17 protein-coding genes are annotated in these 15,302 nt (G+C 60.7%); 6 read left to right on the plus strand and 11 right to left on the minus strand.

The window, feature by feature from the left end; genetic code table 11:
• The coding region (locus VGO04_RS13820; protein WP_327496527.1) for an aldehyde dehydrogenase family protein at window positions 1-432 on the minus strand (432 nt) is incomplete at its 3' end.
• A 226-nt stretch (window positions 433-658) separates the two neighbouring features.
• Here VGO04_RS13820 and VGO04_RS13825 point away from each other — a divergent pair.
• Window positions 659-1,255: a nitroreductase family protein gene (locus VGO04_RS13825; RefSeq protein ID WP_327496528.1), complete on the plus strand. Its 597-nt coding sequence runs from the start codon at window positions 659-661 to the stop codon at window positions 1,253-1,255.
• Between the two features lie 111 nt (window positions 1,256-1,366).
• Here VGO04_RS13825 and gyrB read toward each other — a convergent pair whose 3' ends face one another.
• From gyrB to VGO04_RS13850, 5 genes are all read right to left on the minus strand, one after another.
• Entirely contained in the window at window positions 1,367-3,802 is a 2,436-nt protein-coding gene (gene gyrB / locus VGO04_RS13830) for a DNA topoisomerase (ATP-hydrolyzing) subunit B (protein ID WP_327496529.1), read from the minus strand.
• 134 nt (window positions 3,803-3,936) lie between these two features.
• Entirely contained in the window at window positions 3,937-4,314 is a 378-nt protein-coding gene (locus tag VGO04_RS13835) for a helix-turn-helix transcriptional regulator (protein WP_327496530.1), read from the minus strand.
• A complete protein-coding gene (locus tag VGO04_RS13840) occupies window positions 4,311-4,874 on the minus strand; it encodes a Smr/MutS family protein (protein ID WP_327496531.1) in 564 nt (187 codons plus the stop codon). The genes VGO04_RS13835 and VGO04_RS13840 overlap by 4 nt, the downstream gene beginning before the upstream one ends.
• The gene (locus VGO04_RS13845) at window positions 4,867-5,970 is read right to left on the minus strand and encodes a murein transglycosylase A (RefSeq protein ID WP_327496532.1); all 1,104 of its coding nucleotides are present in this window, start codon (window positions 5,968-5,970) and stop codon (window positions 4,867-4,869) included. The genes VGO04_RS13840 and VGO04_RS13845 overlap by 8 nt, the downstream gene beginning before the upstream one ends.
• 17 nt (window positions 5,971-5,987) lie before the next feature.
• Window positions 5,988-6,692, minus strand: a complete 705-nt coding sequence (locus VGO04_RS13850; RefSeq protein ID WP_327496533.1) for a Tim44/TimA family putative adaptor protein — start codon at window positions 6,690-6,692, stop codon at window positions 5,988-5,990.
• Between the two features lie 128 nt (window positions 6,693-6,820).
• On the opposite strand from VGO04_RS13850, the gene VGO04_RS13855 reads away from it, so the two are divergent.
• Both VGO04_RS13855 and secB read left to right on the plus strand, forming a co-directional pair.
• Entirely contained in the window at window positions 6,821-7,327 is a 507-nt protein-coding gene (locus VGO04_RS13855; RefSeq protein WP_327496534.1) for an FxsA family protein, read from the plus strand.
• A gap of 171 nt (window positions 7,328-7,498) precedes the next feature.
• A complete protein-coding gene (gene secB / locus VGO04_RS13860; RefSeq protein ID WP_327496535.1) occupies window positions 7,499-7,993 on the plus strand; it encodes a protein-export chaperone SecB in 495 nt (164 codons plus the stop codon).
• Between the two features lie 73 nt (window positions 7,994-8,066).
• Here the strand turns inward: secB and dnaQ are convergent, their stop codons facing one another.
• The 5 genes from dnaQ to VGO04_RS13885 are packed head-to-tail and all read right to left on the minus strand — an operon-like array spanning window position 8,067 to window position 11,668.
• Window positions 8,067-8,771: a DNA polymerase III subunit epsilon gene (gene dnaQ, locus VGO04_RS13865; RefSeq protein ID WP_327496536.1), complete on the minus strand. Its 705-nt coding sequence runs from the start codon at window positions 8,769-8,771 to the stop codon at window positions 8,067-8,069.
• Window positions 8,764-9,366, minus strand: coding sequence for a dephospho-CoA kinase (coaE, locus tag VGO04_RS13870; protein ID WP_327496537.1), 603 nt, complete (start codon window positions 9,364-9,366; stop codon window positions 8,764-8,766). Before coaE ends, dnaQ begins: the two co-directional genes overlap by 8 nt.
• Window positions 9,363-10,223: a shikimate dehydrogenase gene (locus tag VGO04_RS13875; RefSeq protein ID WP_327496538.1), complete on the minus strand. Its 861-nt coding sequence runs from the start codon at window positions 10,221-10,223 to the stop codon at window positions 9,363-9,365. Before VGO04_RS13875 ends, coaE begins: the two co-directional genes overlap by 4 nt.
• Window positions 10,216-10,815, minus strand: a complete 600-nt coding sequence (locus VGO04_RS13880) for a Maf-like protein (protein WP_327496539.1) — start codon at window positions 10,813-10,815, stop codon at window positions 10,216-10,218. Before VGO04_RS13880 ends, VGO04_RS13875 begins: the two co-directional genes overlap by 8 nt.
• Before the next feature lie 31 nt (window positions 10,816-10,846).
• Window positions 10,847-11,668 carry a pyruvate, water dikinase regulatory protein gene (locus tag VGO04_RS13885; protein ID WP_327496540.1) on the minus strand — a complete coding sequence of 274 codons (822 nt, stop codon included), beginning with the start codon at window positions 11,666-11,668 and terminating at the stop codon, window positions 10,847-10,849.
• Between the two features lie 407 nt (window positions 11,669-12,075).
• On the opposite strand from VGO04_RS13885, the gene hemE reads away from it, so the two are divergent.
• The 3 genes from hemE (at window position 12,076) to rho (ending at window position 15,105) form a co-directional block, all read left to right on the plus strand.
• Complete coding sequence (gene hemE / locus VGO04_RS13890; RefSeq protein ID WP_327496541.1) at window positions 12,076-13,107, plus strand: uroporphyrinogen decarboxylase; 1,032 nt, start codon at window positions 12,076-12,078, stop codon at window positions 13,105-13,107.
• Window positions 13,104-13,646: a protoporphyrinogen oxidase HemJ gene (hemJ, locus tag VGO04_RS13895; RefSeq protein WP_327496542.1), complete on the plus strand. Its 543-nt coding sequence runs from the start codon at window positions 13,104-13,106 to the stop codon at window positions 13,644-13,646. Before hemE ends, hemJ begins: the two co-directional genes overlap by 4 nt.
• A 193-nt stretch (window positions 13,647-13,839) precedes the next feature.
• Entirely contained in the window at window positions 13,840-15,105 is a 1,266-nt protein-coding gene (gene rho, locus VGO04_RS13900; protein WP_089044254.1) for a transcription termination factor Rho, read from the plus strand.
• The last annotated feature ends 197 nt before the right edge of the window (window positions 15,106-15,302 follow it).

The following is a 15,302-nucleotide window of genomic DNA, read 5'->3' on the forward strand; positions in this document are numbered from 1 at the left end:
CTTCATGACGAGGATGCGCTTGTCGGGCTGGTGGCCGGGGATCAGGTCGCCATAGAGCCGGCGCCCCTCTTCGGCGAACCACTCGACGAAGCTTGCGCCATAGACGATTTCGCCGGTGGCTTCCGCCAGCGGCTTGCCCTGTTCGAGCGTCAGGATGCGGCCGAGATCGTCCTTGTTCTCGATCATCAGCTCGAACCACTTGCGCAAGATCCCGGCGCGATCCTTGGCGGTGCGCGCCGCCCAGCCCTTCTGGGCGATCCGTGCCGCCTCGATCGCCGCCTTGGTTTCCTTGGCGCCAAGCTTCGGCACGCGGCCGATAATCTCGCCGGTCGCCGGGTTGTTCACCTCGATCGCGTTCGCCGCGTCCGCCTCGATCCACTCGCCTCCGACGAGGGCTGCCTGGCGAAACAATGATGGGTCTTTAAACGACATGATCCGTCCTCTCTCGAAATCTACAGAACTTATACAACTTTTTTCTTAGAAACGGCAATGACCCAAAACCGCGGTTTCTTCACTTTCCTGAGACCGGTACGTGCTGTGCCGAAGCCGGTTTCATGATGACCCATCCTCATGTAGCGTCCGAGGTGAACCGGGCCACGGGCGATCAACCAATCGCTGCGGCCGAAAGGATTTCGAGATTGAAGAGAAAGGCATGTCCATGACGGCGACCGACAACAGAAAAGCCGATTATCCGATTGACGCAATGTTTATTGAGCGCTGGTCGCCCAGAGCGTTCACCAACGAAGAAATCGACGAAAACACCCTCCTCTCCTTCTTCGAAGCTGCCCGATGGGCACCGTCCGCGAGCAACCGGCAACCCTGGCGCTTCGTCTACGCCCGTCGTGGCACGAAACATTTCCCCGTGCTCCTCGACATTCTCGACGAGGGTAACCAGCGCTGGGCAAAGGATGCAGCGGCGCTATTGATCGTCATTTCAAGGACACACAACCAGGCCCAGAACGGGGAAATGCGTCACGCCTTTACCCATGCCTTCGACACGGGCTCGGCCTGGTACAGCCTCGCCTTGCAGGCCTCCCTTGCCGGCTGGCATACGCACGGGATGGCGGGCATCGACCGCGACAAGGCGATGCAGGTGCTGAACGTGCCCGAACATCATCGGGTCGAAGCTGCCGTTGCTATCGGGCGGCTCGCCGACCCCTCGACGCTTCCGGACGACCTGCGCGCAAGGGAAATCCCGAGCCAGCGCAAACCGGTCAGCGAGTTTGCCTTCGAAGGCCAATTCAAAGGCGAATGAAGCCTAATGCGCGTCGTCGTCGCGGAACCGCTGCACACTTTTGAGTGACATGCGCTAACAAAAATCCCGGCGCGAGGCCGGGATTTTTCTTTTGTCTCTGAAAGACCTCGATCAGATGTCGAGGTTGGCGACACTCAGCGCATTTTCCTGGATGAAGTCGCGGCGCGGCTCCACCTCGTCGCCCATCAGGCGCGAGAACAGGCCATCGGCGTCGGTGGCGTCGGTGACGCGGACCTGCAGCAGCGAACGCACGTTCGGATCGAGCGTCGTTTCCCAGAGCTGCTCGGCGTTCATTTCGCCAAGACCCTTGTAGCGCTGCATCGACAGGCCCTTGCGACCGGCGGCGAAGATCGCGTCGAGAAGAGCGCGCGGCCCGCTGACTTCCTGGGTGCCGTCGCGGCGACGCAGCACCGGCGGCGCCGAATAGACCTCTTTCAGCTTCGATGCCAACTGGTCGATATGGCGGGCATCGGACGAACCGATCAGCGCCATGTCGAGCACCGCGACTTCCTTGACGCCGCGGACCATGCGCTCGAACCGCAAGCCACCTTCGGTGGTAACGGTGCCGGTCCAGCCGCGCTCGGTTTCTTCGGCGATCACATCGAGACGACGGGCAATCTCCGCAGCGGTCTTTTCGTACTCGTCGCGTTGGCCGTTGAGCTCGACGTTTAGCGCGCCGGCAATGGCGGCCTGTTCGACGATCGCCCGGTTATAGCGCGAGTGAAGCCCGTTCATGAGGTTGCGCAGGCGCAGCGCGTCATTGATGACCTCGCGCAGGTCCTGTCCGGCACGGACCTCACCGGACTCAAGCTCCAGCGTCGCTTCTTCGAGGCCCATCGAGATCAGATAATCTTCCAGAGCCTGCTCGTTTTTCAGGTACTGCGCCGACTTGCCGCGCGTCACCTTATAAAGCGGCGGCTGGGCGATGTAGATGTGGCCACGTTCGATCAGTTCCGGCATCTGGCGGAAGAAGAAGGTGAGCAGCAGGGTGCGAATGTGGGCGCCGTCGACGTCGGCGTCCGTCATGATGATGATCTTGTGGTAGCGCAGCTTGTCGGCGTTGAACTCGTCCTTGCCGATCGAGGTGCCAAGTGCGGTGATCAGCGTGCCGATCTCCTGGCTCGACAGCATCTTGTCGAAGCGCGCGCGCTCGACGTTGAGGATCTTGCCGCGCAGCGGCAGGATCGCCTGGTTTTCGCGCGAACGGCCCTGCTTGGCCGAGCCACCTGCCGAGTCACCTTCCACCAGGAAGACTTCGGACTTGGCCGGGTCGCGCTCGGAGCAGTCTGCCAGCTTGCCGGGCAGCGACGAGATGTCGAGCGCACCCTTGCGGCGTGTCAGTTCACGGGCCTTGCGGGCAGCTTCGCGGGCAGCAGCCGCTTCGACGACCTTGCCGACCAGGATCTTGGCTTCGGTCGGATGCTCTTCGAACCAGGTGCTGAGCGCCTCGTTGACGAGGCTTTCAACAACCGGACGGACTTCCGAGGAAACCAGCTTGTCCTTGGTCTGCGACGAGAACTTCGGATCGGGAACCTTGACCGAGAGAACGGCCGTCAGGCCTTCGCGGCAGTCTTCGCCTTGGAGCGTGACCTTTTCCCGCTTGGTGATGCCGGACGTATCGGCATAGGAGGTCACCTGGCGGGTCAGCGCGCCGCGGAAGCCCGCCATGTGCGTGCCTCCGTCGCGCTGCGGGATGTTGTTGGTGAAGCACAGCACGTTTTCGTGGTAGCTATCGTTCCACCACATCGCCACTTCGACGGTGATGCCGTCCTTTTCGCCGCGGATCGATACCGGCTTGTGAACCAACGGCTTCTTCGCGCGGTCGAGATAGGCAACATAGGCCTCAAGACCACCCTCATACATCATCTCATCCTGGCGGATGTCCGAATGGCGCTTGTCGGTGAGGATGATATGAACGCCCGAATTCAGAAACGCGAGTTCGCGCAAGCGGTGCTCGAGCGTGTTGTAGTCGAAATCGGTCTTGGTGAAGGTCTCGCTGCTCGGCAGGAACGTCACCTCGGTCCCGGTCGCATCGCCGGCGTCGCCGGTCACGGCGAGAGAGCCGTCAGCAACACCGTGGGTGAAGCTCATTTCATGGACCTTGCCTGCGCGCCGGATCTTCAGCTTCAGCGAAACCGAAAGCGCGTTGACCACCGACACGCCCACGCCGTGCAGACCGCCGGAGACCTTATAGGAGTTCTGGTCGAACTTACCGCCGGCGTGCAGCTGGGTCATGATGACTTCGGCCGCCGAGACACCCTCTTCCTTATGGATATCGGTCGGGATGCCGCGGCCGTTGTCGGTCACGGTTACGGACCCATCGGGGTTCAGCGTCACGGTGACGACGTCGGCATGGCCGGCAAGCGCTTCGTCGATCGCGTTGTCCACGACCTCATACACCATGTGGTGCAGGCCCGAGCCGTCGTCGGTGTCGCCGATATACATGCCCGGCCGCTTGCGTACGGCATCGAGGCCCTTCAACACCTTGATGGAATCGGCACCATATTCGGCGCTGGCGCCGGTTGCGGTCTCAGGAGTATCGGTCATACGGTACGGGTCTTTCCAGGTTCTTCGGACACGGTGATTCGTTGCGAATCACGTCTCGGACGCCTCGCGGACTATAGGAAATTTGTCCACGGTTCCAAATCCCGGACCCCCAGGCGGCGGCCGGAAACAGGCATTCATCCCCTGTCATTATCAGGAAATGTGGCTTTTTCCAAAACATCTTCCAAAGCGCGGATTGTCTCGACCGACAAAGCGCGGATCTCTTCGCTGAGCCGGTTTGCAAAAGCCGTATGCTGAGGTGTCAAGCCCGACGTGTCCAGGACCACTTTGGGCGCCGAGACGTTGGCAATACCGAACAGTTCCTCCGCCTCGTCCCAGATCACGTTGAAGTAGCCTGCAACGCGCTGGAGGAAATCGAAGCTCGGCGCACCGCGCTTTCCGTGCTCGAGCGCCGAAAGATAGGCGGCCGAGACGCCGATTGCCGCCGCCATTTGTTTCTGCGAGACGCCCTTGCGGCGCCGAAGGTCGCGCAACGCCTGGCCGAACGGTGTCACGTCGCCGCCCCCCGGACCCGCGCCAGCCTAACATAGAGTGCGCCCTCGCCCCCATGGTTGCGAGCGGCCGCCTCATAGGATGAAACCAGCGGCCGGAACTCGGGCAAGGAGAACCAGAGCGGCACGGCCCGTTTCAAGGCGCCGTCACTGCCAAACGAAGTGCCCTTTCCGGTGATCACCAGCACATGGCGCAGCCCCCGCTCATGTGCCCTCAAGAGAAACTGTAGAAGCAGGCCATGCGCTTCGCTCTGGATCATGCCGTGCAGGTCGATCCGGGCTTCAAGCGTCAAACGTCCCTTGGCAAGCTTGCGTTTGACCGGCTTTTCAAGCGGATGATGTAGCTTGTCACCGGTCTTCTTCGTCAGCGCGATACCCGGTTGCTCGACGGCAGCGGTCGGTTGCGGCAGCTTGGCCTTCGGCTCGTCCATGGCTTTTGGCCGATCGTCTTCGACCAGCATGCCCATGAGTTCGTCGAGCCGACCCGGCATCGGCCTCGTCGAGCGGGCAACCTTGCCCCAGAGAATGCGATCCTCGGCCGAGAGTTTCCTGTCCTTAGCCATGGCCGTATCGTGTCGCGGCCGCCTTGGGAACGAAGACATAGAAGTCTGCTGCGTTGCGAACCGCTCCGGCCCGCTCACCCGCGTCAAATCCCGAGCCGGTGAAGATATCGCCGCGCGCAGGGCCGACAATCGCCGACCCGGTATCAAGCGCGAGCATCAGGCGCTGAAAGGGCTTTCCTTCATCCAGGCGCGTCAAGCTCTCGCTCGCGATGTAGAACGGGACGCCGAAGGTGTGGATCAGGCGATCCACCGCCAGGGAACGACCCGGCTCGAGCGACACCTTGGCGGCGGCGATCGGTCCCAGCCGCTCATCCCCGACCTCCGCCTCGCGGAAGAAGATGAATGACCGGTTGTGCCAGAGGACTTCGTCGACTTCATCGGGATGCGCCTCGAGCCAGCCACGAATGCTCATCATCGAGACCGTCGCGGCATCGATCCTGCCGCGATCGATCAGCAGTTTGCCGATCGGCGAGAAGTAATGACCTGTCTTGGCGGAATAGGTGATCCGGCGGCGCTTTCCATCGGGATAGACGAGGCGGGCCGCGCCTTGCACATGCACGAAGAACACGTCGACTTTCGATTTCGCATAGGCGATCTCCAGCCCGCGTCCGGCAAGGTAGCCCTGCTCGATTGCCCGCCGGTCCGGATGCTCGCTGACGCGCCCCTCTTCCAAGAGACCAAAGGCGAAGTAGGGATCCATGCCTTCGGGCCGGTTGCTCTCGTCGACATCGACCAGGTTCTCCGGCCGGCGATAAAGGGGAAAGCGGTAGGTATCATCCGCTTCGGCACGAACCTCGATCTCAGGCTCGTAGAAAGCCGTCACAAATCCGGGACCGGTTTCTGGAATGATGCGGAAAGGCACGAAATGCTCTTCGAAGAAGGCGCGCGCACCTTCGCCCGTGTCCACATCCGCTGCCGAAGCGCCAAGAGCCGGCAGCAGATCTGCGACCGAAATCCCGAGAGAGCCGGTGCGATAGGCCTTGACCGTCGAGACATGCTTGTGACAGCGGCGCATCGCATCGATCACCGCCGTCGGATCATCCTGGTGCCAGCCTGGCAGGTCGGCGAAACGGGCTGGCTCAAGTCGATAAGACATGGGGGTACCGCGTCCGCTCAGTTTTCGGATTCGGTCGCGATCAGCTTCCAGTTCGGATCCCGCGAGCGGATATCACGGGCGAAAGTCCAGAGGTCGTTGACCTCCGCAACCGATTCGGCATCACCGTCTATCAGGCCACCCTGCTTGTCGTAGGTGGCGGAAATCAGCTGGCTGACGATCCGGACCGTGATGTTCTCTTCACTGTCCTTGACCTCGGCATGGATAATGTCGGCCTTGTCGATGCCGACAAAGGTGGACTTCACCACCTCGCCCTTACGCTCGCGATCGGTGATCGCCGCGTCGAAACCTTCATAGACCTCGCGCGACAGCAGGTTCTTGAGCGTCTTGCGGTCTCCGTCGGCAAAAGCCATGACGATCATCTCGTAGGCCATCTTTGCGCCGTTGACGAATTCCTTCGGATCAAAACTCGGATCCGCGTCACTGACCGCACGCAATTGCGTGTTCAGCGTCGTTCCCGCCTTGGCAAAGGCATCAATCGTTTCGTAGCGCCCCGCGTCCTCTTCAGCACTCTCGCGTCGCGGCAATTGCACGACCTTGCCTTTGTCGCCGTTCTCCGGCCCCTGACTCATGTCTCGCGACGAATAGGGATCGAACGGCGGCCGTTCGCTTCCGGTCCGACGGCCGAGCACGCTGCGCAATTGCAGGAAGATGACCACGGCGGCGATCAGGAAAAAAAACGTGATGAAGTCAAAGGAGCCCATTTCCACCCTGAACCGCTGTTAGAATTTCTCGTAGCATTCCATATAGTCCGCAAGAACAGATCATTCAAATGGCGATGTCACACCCTTGGCAAGGGAGTTGGCGCCAAATTTCGTTTCAGGCAGCATAGATGCGTTCACTTCTTATCCCCCTTATCGTCCTTGGCCTACCGCTTGCCGAAATCGCCGGCTTCGTCGTCGTCGGCCGAGAGGTCGGCCTTTTGATGACGCTGCTTCTGGTGCTTGCAAGCGCTCTTGTCGGCGTTATCCTGCTCCGAGTCCAGGGATTTACCGTCATTCGTCGGGTACAGGAGGCGGCCCAGACCGGACGCGATCCGGGCAAAGAGGTGCTTGGTGGCGCCTTGTTGTTCGTCGCGGCGATCCTGCTCGTCGTGCCGGGCTTCGTCAGCGACGTGATCGGCCTTCTCCTCTTCCTGCCGTTCGTCCGCAACGCGGTGGCGGCCTATCTTCGCAAACGGATGACGATCGTCGGTACGGCATCAGGCGCTGGATGGCATGGCCAAAACGATCCGCGCCAGCCGCGACCTTCGCCGCGCGTCATCGATCTCGACGAGGGAGAATTCTCGCGGACGGACGACGAGGATCCGCCCGGGACGGAGGAGCGCCATCGGCGTTAGTCTGCGAGACCGGGCCGGCGACGCTCTATCGCCCAGATTTCGGGGTATGTCGGCAGCTTCCCGGCTCGTGATGCAAGCGTGCGCGACCAGCCAAAGCGCCGGGGCCGCAGGGTTGTAAGGCCTAGGCCGAAATGCTAGATGGCCTCACCTAATTTATGTCGAGGAACCCTTATGACGACTGATACCGCATCCAACGGCAATGGCAGCGCGCAGAGCCCGACGCTGAACATCCTCGCCCAATACATCAAGGATCTTTCCTTCGAAAATCCGGGCGCCCCGCGTTCGCTGCAGGCCCGTGACAAGGCGCCGTCGATCAACATCAACGTCAACGTCAACGCCAACCCGCTCGCAGAAAACGATTTCGACGTCGTTCTCTCGCTGAACGCCGAGGCAAAGGACGGTGACCGCGTACTGTTCAACGTCGAGCTTGCCTATGGCGGCGTCTTCCGCGTTGCCGGTTTCCCGCAGGAGCACATGCTGCCGCTGCTCTTCATCGAGTGCCCGCGCCTGCTGTTCCCGTTCGCGCGCCAGATCGTTGCCGACGCGACCCGCAACGGCGGCTTCCCGCCGCTGATGATCGACCCGATCGATTTCGCGCAGATGTTCGCCCAGCGCATGGCCGAAGAAAAGGTTCGCGCCCAGGTTTCGAACGAGACTGCGAACTGATCCGGGATCAGCATCGCTGAGAAACAAAAAGCCCGGCCATCGCGCCGGGCTTTTTCATGCCTGTTTCACTGCTTCATTCCTGCGGTTCGTATTTTGCCCAGATCGCCTTGGCGCCCATCTTCGCGATCAGCGCCGCATGCGCGGCAAGATCGGCTTCCGATAGCCGGTTCGGCAGGGGCCGCGGACGCTGCCCGATGGTGATCGGCGCATCGTCGAGTTCGATCGACTGGCCGTCCGACTTGCTCGATACGAGACCGAGGGCCGCCTGGCGGCCGCCGATCATCTCGATATAGACTTCGGCGAGCAGCTCGGAGTCGAGCAGTGCCCCGTGTTTTGCACGATGCGAATTGTCGATGCCGTAACGACGGCAAAGTGCATCGAGCGAATTCGGGCCCATCGGATGCTTGCGGCGGGCGAGTGAAAGCGTGTCCGTCACACGATCGACGGCGATCGGCGGCATTCCCAGCCGCGCAAGTTCTGCGTTGACGAAGCCCATGTCGAAGGTGGCGTTGTGCGCGACCCAGCGCGCGTCGCCGAAAAATTCGAGGATCTCTTCAACGACGTCGGCGAAGGGGGGTTTGTCCTTCAGGAAGTCGTCGGTGATCCCATGGATGGCGAGTGCATCCGGATGGACCTTCCGATTGCCGGGATTGATGAAGATGTGGATGGTGCGCCCGGTCGGAAACTGATTTTCGAGTTCGACGCCGCCGATTTCGATCACCCGGTCTTCGCGATTGTCGAGGCCGGTCGTTTCCGTATCGAAGATGATCTCACGCATCCGCGTCTCCGTTGCTGGCTACAAGCTTGTCGACGATGCTCTTCACCTGTGCGCGGGTGATGTCGAAGCTGTCGCTCGTATCGATAATGTAGTCGGCGCGTTTACGCTTTTCGCTGTCGGGAACCTGTCGCGCAAGGATCATCGCCAGTTTTTCCTCGGTCATTCCCGGGCGTTTCAATGCCCTTTCGCGCTGGAGTTCGGCCGAGCAGGTCACCACAGCGATGCGATCGACCCGGCTGTCCGCTCCGGTCTCGAATAGCAGCGGGATATCCAGGACGACGAAGGGCGCGCCTGCCGCCTTATTGCGGGCAAGGAACGCCTGTTCCGCCTGGCGCACCAGCGGATGGACAATTGCCTCGAGTTCGGGGAGCCGCTCCGGCGTCTTCATGAGCTGGCGCGACAATTCCGCCCGATCGACCGTTCCGTCTTTCGTAACGCCGGGAAAGGCCGCCTCGACTGGCGCAACCGCCTCGCCGCGATAAAGATCGTGCACCACCTCGTCGGCATCGTTGACCGGCACGCCGAGATCACGAAACATCTGTGCCGCCGTCGACTTGCCCATGGCGATTGAACCTGTGAGCCCGACGACGATCATCCGTGCCTGTCCATGTCATCGATGATGATTTGCCGAAGCGCCGCATCGACGCTCGGCCGACAGCCGAACCAGAGTTCGAACCCGGGCACGGCCTGGTGCAGGAGCATGCCCAGGCCATCGACGATTGCAAAACCCTGGCGCTCGGCCTGAGCGAGGATCGGTGTCTTCAAAGGCACATAGACGATGTCGGTCACGACCGCGCCGGGCGCCATGATGCCGAAATCGATCTCGGGCGCCTCGTTCCCATCCATTCCGAGCGAGGTCGTGTTGATGAAAAGACCAGCGCCGGCCATCACTTCTTTCAGCGCACCCATCGGATGCGCCTCAACCGCCGGGCCGAAGCGGTCGGCAAGTTCTCGCGCGCGTTCGACGGTGCGATTGACGACATGGATCGTCTTGATGCCGCGGTCGCGAACCGCCTGGATGATGGCGCGGCTGGCACCGCCGGCGCCCAGAACCACTGCCGTCGATGTCCGGTCCCAGCCGGCCGATCGTTCGTCGAGATTGGCAACGAAGCCGCGGCCGTCGGTGTTGGTGGCGTGCACCTCGCCGTCCGCAAGCCACAGCGTGTTGGCGGCGCCGAGTTCCTGACTGAGTTCGTCCGGTCGGTCCGCCAGGCGACAGGCCATCTCCTTGTGGGGGATCGTGACATTGCCGCCGATGAAGCCAGATGCCCCGTCCTTGAGACTGGCAATGAAGGCGGCAAACTTCTGCGGTTCGACTTCGTGGGCGCGGTAGCTACCGAGAAGGCCGAGCTGTTTCAGCCAATAGCCGTGGATAAGAGGCGACCGCGAATGCTTGATCGGATAGCCGGTGACGAAGGCGTGGTTAACAAATGTTTCACGTGAATCACGCATCGATCGTTCCCAGTTCACGGAGTTTTGCGAGCAGCGGCAGCATCGGTAGACCGAGGATGGTGAAGTAGTCGCCCTCGATCTTTTCGAAGAGTTGGATCCCCTCGCCCTCGAGCTGATAGGCGCCGACACTTGAGAGCGCCTTTTCGCCGACACGCTCCAGATGTTGCGCGATAAACGCAGCCGTCAGCGTGCGCACCGACATCTCTGCGGATGACACATGTCTCCAGACCACCTCTTCATCGCGAACAAGCACGATGGCGCTGTTCAAGCGATGGGTCTTTCCCGAGAGCGAAAGCAGATGTTCGGCTGCCTCGGCCATATCTTTCGGCTTGTGATAGACCCGCGATCCGAGCGACATCGTCTGGTCGGAGCCGATCACCAAGGCCCCTGAGACATGACGGGCGACGTCGCGCGCCTTGGCTTCCGCCAATTCCAGCGCGACGGTTTCGGGGGCGGCACCCGCATCCTCAAGCGGCTTTTCCAGTGCGCGCTCATCGATCCGGGCAGCCCTCGCCTCGAAGGCGAGGCCAGCATTTTCCAGAAGCGCCCGACGAAACGGGCTGGCCGAAGCCAGGACGAGCGAAGATGTCATCTTTCAGGTTCCCGAATTGTTCGATTCCGCTCTAGCGCAGACGTGGACGCAGGGCAACGATTGCCGCGGCGGTTTCCTCTATCGAACGGCGGGTGACATCGATGACCGGCCAATTGTTGCGGGCACACAGCGACCGCGCATATTTCAGCTCTTCGGTAATCGAGGCCCTGTCCGTGTATTGATCGCCATGAAAGCCCTGCGTCGTTCCGAGCACGCGGTGCTGTCGCACCTGTGAAATACGGTCGGCCGTCGCAATCAGCCCAACCACGAGCGGCTTCGTCGCCTCCATCAACCGCTCGGGCAACGGCACGCCCGGCACGATCGGAATATTGGCGGTCTTGATGCCGCGGTTGGCCAGATAGATGCTGGTTGGCGTCTTCGACGTCCGGCTGATGCCGACGAGAACCACGTCGGCCTCGTCGAAATCGGCGGGCAGCTGACCGTCATCATGGTCCATGGTGAAATTGAGTGCGTCGATGCGGGCGAAGTACTCGGCGTCCATCACGTGCTGTGCACCGGAGCGCCGCCGCGAGGGTGAACCGAGATAGGACTGGAAAAGGTCGATGATCGGGTCGAGCACCGAGACGCAAGGCACGCCCATGTCGCGGCAGCGACGATCGATCACGTCGGCGAGTTCACGGTCGACGATCGTGTAGAGCACGATGCCGGGCGCACCGTCGATCGCATCCAGGACCTGGAGCAATTGTTTGCGGTTGCGGATCAGCGGATAGACGTGTTCGAGCGCGTGAGAGCTCTGAAATTGAGCGGCTGCGGCGCGCCCCGCGGCGATGAGAGTCTCGCCCGTTGAGTCCGAAATCAGGTGAAGGTGGAAGTAGTTTTTCTTGTTCTCCACGCAATTCTCCTGCTGCTGTTGATAAGCCGGGATAAAAGACAGCTAACGACGCGGCGCTGACCCAGGCAAGTGGAAAACAGCCGACTTATTCACAATTGGCGCAGTCGCGGAAATGGTTCCGTGGCAAATGTGGAAAAGACTCGCGGCGGGGACAAAGTGTCACGCTTATCGACCAGCTATCCACAGCTGCGGCAAAATTTCGCCGTTTCGTAATGCGCTGATTCAAAAAGCGTTTCTGCGCCTTTCCACGATGGTTTTCCAAAGCACGCTTTCCCTCTCCTTTCCAGAAGCGCCGCGATCGCGCGTCGTGGATAAATGCGTGGCTTGTTTTAATCCTTGATACCCACCGACTCTAAGAAATAGAAACCTTCTAAATATCTTTGATTTTAGATTGGGAGAGATGATCCGTGACCGAAACGCGCAGAAAGGTTCTGGAGGTTTTGGCAGGGAAGACCGTGACACCGCCTCCGATCTGGCTCATGCGCCAGGCCGGTCGCTACCTGCCGGAATATCGTGCGACGCGCGCCACAGCCGGAAGCTTTCTCGATCTCTGCTACACGCCGGATCTCGCCGTCGAAGTGACGTTGCAGCCGATCCGGCGATATGCCTTCGATGCCGCCATCCTGTTTTCCGATATCCTGGTCATTCCCGATGCTCTGAAGCGGAATGTTCGCTTTGAGGAAGGGCATGGACCGCGCATGGATCCGATCGATGTCGACGGCATCCGCAGCCTGAAGCCAGAGGGCGTCGCTAAGCACCTTTCACCGGTTTTCGAGACTGTGTCGCGGTTGAGGGCTCAATTGCCCGCTGAAACGACGCTGCTGGGCTTCTGTGGCGCTCCCTGGACGGTTGCGACCTACATGATCGCCGGACAGGGAACGCCGGACCAGGCCCCTGCCCGTCTCTTCGCCTACAAGAACCCCGAGGCTTTCGATCATCTGCTGTCCTTCCTCGCAGATGTGTCGGCCGACTATCTCGTACGGCAGATCGATGCGGGTGCCGATGCGGTGCAGATCTTCGATTCCTGGGCAGGTGTTCTCGGCGAGGAGGAATTTGCACGCTTCGCGGTCAAGCCTGTGCAGCGGATCATCGCTTCCGTGCGGGCGCAAAGGCCCAATGCGAAGATTATCGCCTTTGCCAAGGGGGCTGGACAGCTGCTTGCCGGATACCGGCAATCAACTGGCGCCGACGCTATCGGTCTCGACTGGACCGTGCCGCTTTCCTTTGCGAGAGACCTGCAGAAGGAGGGGCCGGTTCAAGGCAATCTTGATCCGATGCGGGTCGTCGCGGGCGGCGCAGCACTTGAGGAAGGCATCGACCGCATTCTTGACGCGCTCGGTGATGGACCGCTGATCTTCAATCTGGGCCATGGCATCACTCCGCAGGCCGATCCGGAGCACGTGACGACGCTGGTCGATCGGGTTCGCGGAGCGCGATGATGGCGGAGAAGCAGACCGATCGGGCGCCTGGCAACAGGGCGCGGATGAGGGCGGCAATTGCGATCGGCTGCTTCGTCGCGCTTCTTGGCGGACTTTTCCTCTGGCAGCCCGACGATCTCTATCTCTGGATCAAAGCGCTCCACGTCATCGCCGTGATGTCGTGGATGGCCGCCCTGCTCTACATGCCGCGGCTGTTCATCTACCACACCGACGCTGCGCCGGGATCGGCGCAGTCGGAAACCTTCAAGATGATGGAGCTGCGGCTTTTGAAGGTCATCATGAACCCGGCGATGATGATCTCCTGGGTGCTCGGGCTCTATCTCGCCTGGAGCGTTTACGGTTTCCAGGGTGGCTGGCTGCACGCGAAGCTCTTGTTCGTGGTGCTGTTGACGGTTGTCCACATGCGCTTCAGCCGCGCAGTGCGTGCCTTCCAGCGCGACGAGAACCGGCACGACGCCCGCTACTGGAGGCTGATGAACGAGGCCCCTACCCTTCTCATGATCCTGATCGTCATCATGGTCGTGGTGAAGCCCTTCTGAATTTAATCGATTTGCCGTTTGTGATAGTCGTCTCTAATTTGCGACAGCCCCTTGCAGGGTTTCACGTGAATCGCTATTTTCACCCATCTCCTCTTCATGGCTTGTGACAAAGACAAGAGCCTGCCCCCCCAGCTGCAGCTCCCTGACGAATACTCGCCATCTCTCCATTCCCCATACCGAACATGGATCCTTCATGGCTGAAATGAAGCTACAAGAACTCAAGAACAAGACGCCGACCGATCTGCTCGCCTTTGCCGAGGAGCTCGAGGTGGAAAACGCCAGCACGATGCGCAAGCAGGAGCTGATGTTTGCAATCCTCAAGATGCTCGCGGCCCAGGATATCGAGATCATCGGTGAAGGCGTCGTTGAAGTGCTGCAGGACGGCTTCGGCTTCCTGCGCTCTGCCAATGCAAACTACCTGCCCGGCCCGGACGACATCTACATCTCGCCTTCCCAGATCCGCCGCTTCTCGCTGAAGACGGGCGACACGGTCGAGGGCCCGATCCGTGGACCGAAGGAAGGCGAACGCTACTTCGCGCTGCTCAAGGTCAACACCATCAATTTCGACGATCCGGAAAAGATCCGGCACAAGGTTCACTTCGACAACCTGACGCCGCTCTATCCGAACGAGCGCTTCAAGATGGAACTCGACGTCCCGACGTCGAAGGATCTCTCCGCTCGCGTTATCGACCTGGTCGCTCCGCTCGGCAAGGGTCAGCGCGGTCTGATCGTGGCACCGCCGCGCACCGGTAAGACGGTGCTGCTGCAGAACATCGCGCATTCGATCACCGCCAACCATCCGGAATGTTATCTGATCGTTCTGTTGATCGACGAGCGTCCGGAAGAAGTGACGGACATGCAGCGCTCGGTAAAGGGCGAGGTTGTCTCCTCGACCTTCGACGAGCCCGCAACGCGTCACGTTCAGGTCGCCGAAATGGTGATCGAGAAGGCCAAGCGCCTGGTTGAACATGGCCGCGACGTTGTCATCCTGCTTGACTCGATCACCCGCCTTGGCCGCGCCTACAACACCGTTGTGCCTTCATCGGGCAAGGTCCTGACCGGTGGTGTCGACGCCAACGCCCTGCAGCGCCCGAAGCGTTTCTTCGGTGCCGCCCGAAACATCGAAGAAGGCGGTTCTCTGACGATCATCGCGACGGCGCTGATCGATACCGGCAGCCGCATGGACGAAGTCATCTTCGAAGAGTTCAAGGGCACCGGTAACTCGGAAATCGTCCTCGACCGCAAGGTTGCCGACAAGCGCATCTTCCCGGCGATGGACATTCTGAAGTCCGGCACCCGTAAGGAAGACCTGCTGGTGCCGCGCCAGGATCTGCAAAAGATCTTCGTGCTCCGCCGTATTCTGGCGCCGATGGGCACCACCGACGCGATCGAGTTCCTGATCGACAAGCTCAAGCAGACGAAGAACAACGGCGACTTCTTCGACTCAATGAACACCTGAGTTCGGTTGAGCAAGAACGAAATAGTGAACCGGCCGGCTTCTGTCGGCCGGTTTTCGTTTTAGCGAATTTCATTAGCCGGATTCAATAATACGATCGAATCGGTCTCGTAACGAACCGACCAGAATACGATTTCGTGGAGCGCTGGCGGTTGCGGTGATTCACGTGAAACAGACGGGCGCGTGAAACATGCTAAAGC

It is taken from the genome of Ensifer sp., assembly GCF_035999185.1.
Classification (GTDB): domain Bacteria; phylum Pseudomonadota; class Alphaproteobacteria; order Rhizobiales; family Rhizobiaceae; genus Ensifer.

Excerpts from the sequence above, each read along its gene's own strand:
- VGO04_RS13825 (WP_327496528.1), top strand. The coding sequence starts at position 659 with ATGACGGCGACCGACAACAGAAAAGCCGATTATCCGATTGACGCAATG.
- gyrB (WP_327496529.1), bottom strand. The coding sequence starts at position 3,802 with ATGACCGATACTCCTGAGACCGCAACCGGCGCCAGCGCCGAATATGGT.
- VGO04_RS13840 (WP_327496531.1), bottom strand. The coding sequence starts at position 4,874 with ATGGCTAAGGACAGGAAACTCTCGGCCGAGGATCGCATTCTCTGGGGC.
- VGO04_RS13845 (WP_327496532.1), bottom strand. The coding sequence starts at position 5,970 with ATGTCTTATCGACTTGAGCCAGCCCGTTTCGCCGACCTGCCAGGCTGG.
- VGO04_RS13850 (WP_327496533.1), bottom strand. The coding sequence starts at position 6,692 with ATGGGCTCCTTTGACTTCATCACGTTTTTTTTCCTGATCGCCGCCGTG.
- VGO04_RS13855 (WP_327496534.1), top strand. The coding sequence starts at position 6,821 with ATGCGTTCACTTCTTATCCCCCTTATCGTCCTTGGCCTACCGCTTGCC.
- secB (WP_327496535.1), top strand. The coding sequence starts at position 7,499 with ATGACGACTGATACCGCATCCAACGGCAATGGCAGCGCGCAGAGCCCG.
- dnaQ (WP_327496536.1), bottom strand. The coding sequence starts at position 8,771 with ATGCGTGAGATCATCTTCGATACGGAAACGACCGGCCTCGACAATCGC.
- coaE (WP_327496537.1), bottom strand. The coding sequence starts at position 9,366 with ATGATCGTCGTCGGGCTCACAGGTTCAATCGCCATGGGCAAGTCGACG.
- VGO04_RS13875 (WP_327496538.1), bottom strand. The coding sequence starts at position 10,223 with ATGCGTGATTCACGTGAAACATTTGTTAACCACGCCTTCGTCACCGGC.
- VGO04_RS13880 (WP_327496539.1), bottom strand. The coding sequence starts at position 10,815 with ATGACATCTTCGCTCGTCCTGGCTTCGGCCAGCCCGTTTCGTCGGGCG.
- hemJ (WP_327496542.1), top strand. The coding sequence starts at position 13,104 with ATGATGGCGGAGAAGCAGACCGATCGGGCGCCTGGCAACAGGGCGCGG.
- rho (WP_089044254.1), top strand. The coding sequence starts at position 13,840 with ATGGCTGAAATGAAGCTACAAGAACTCAAGAACAAGACGCCGACCGAT.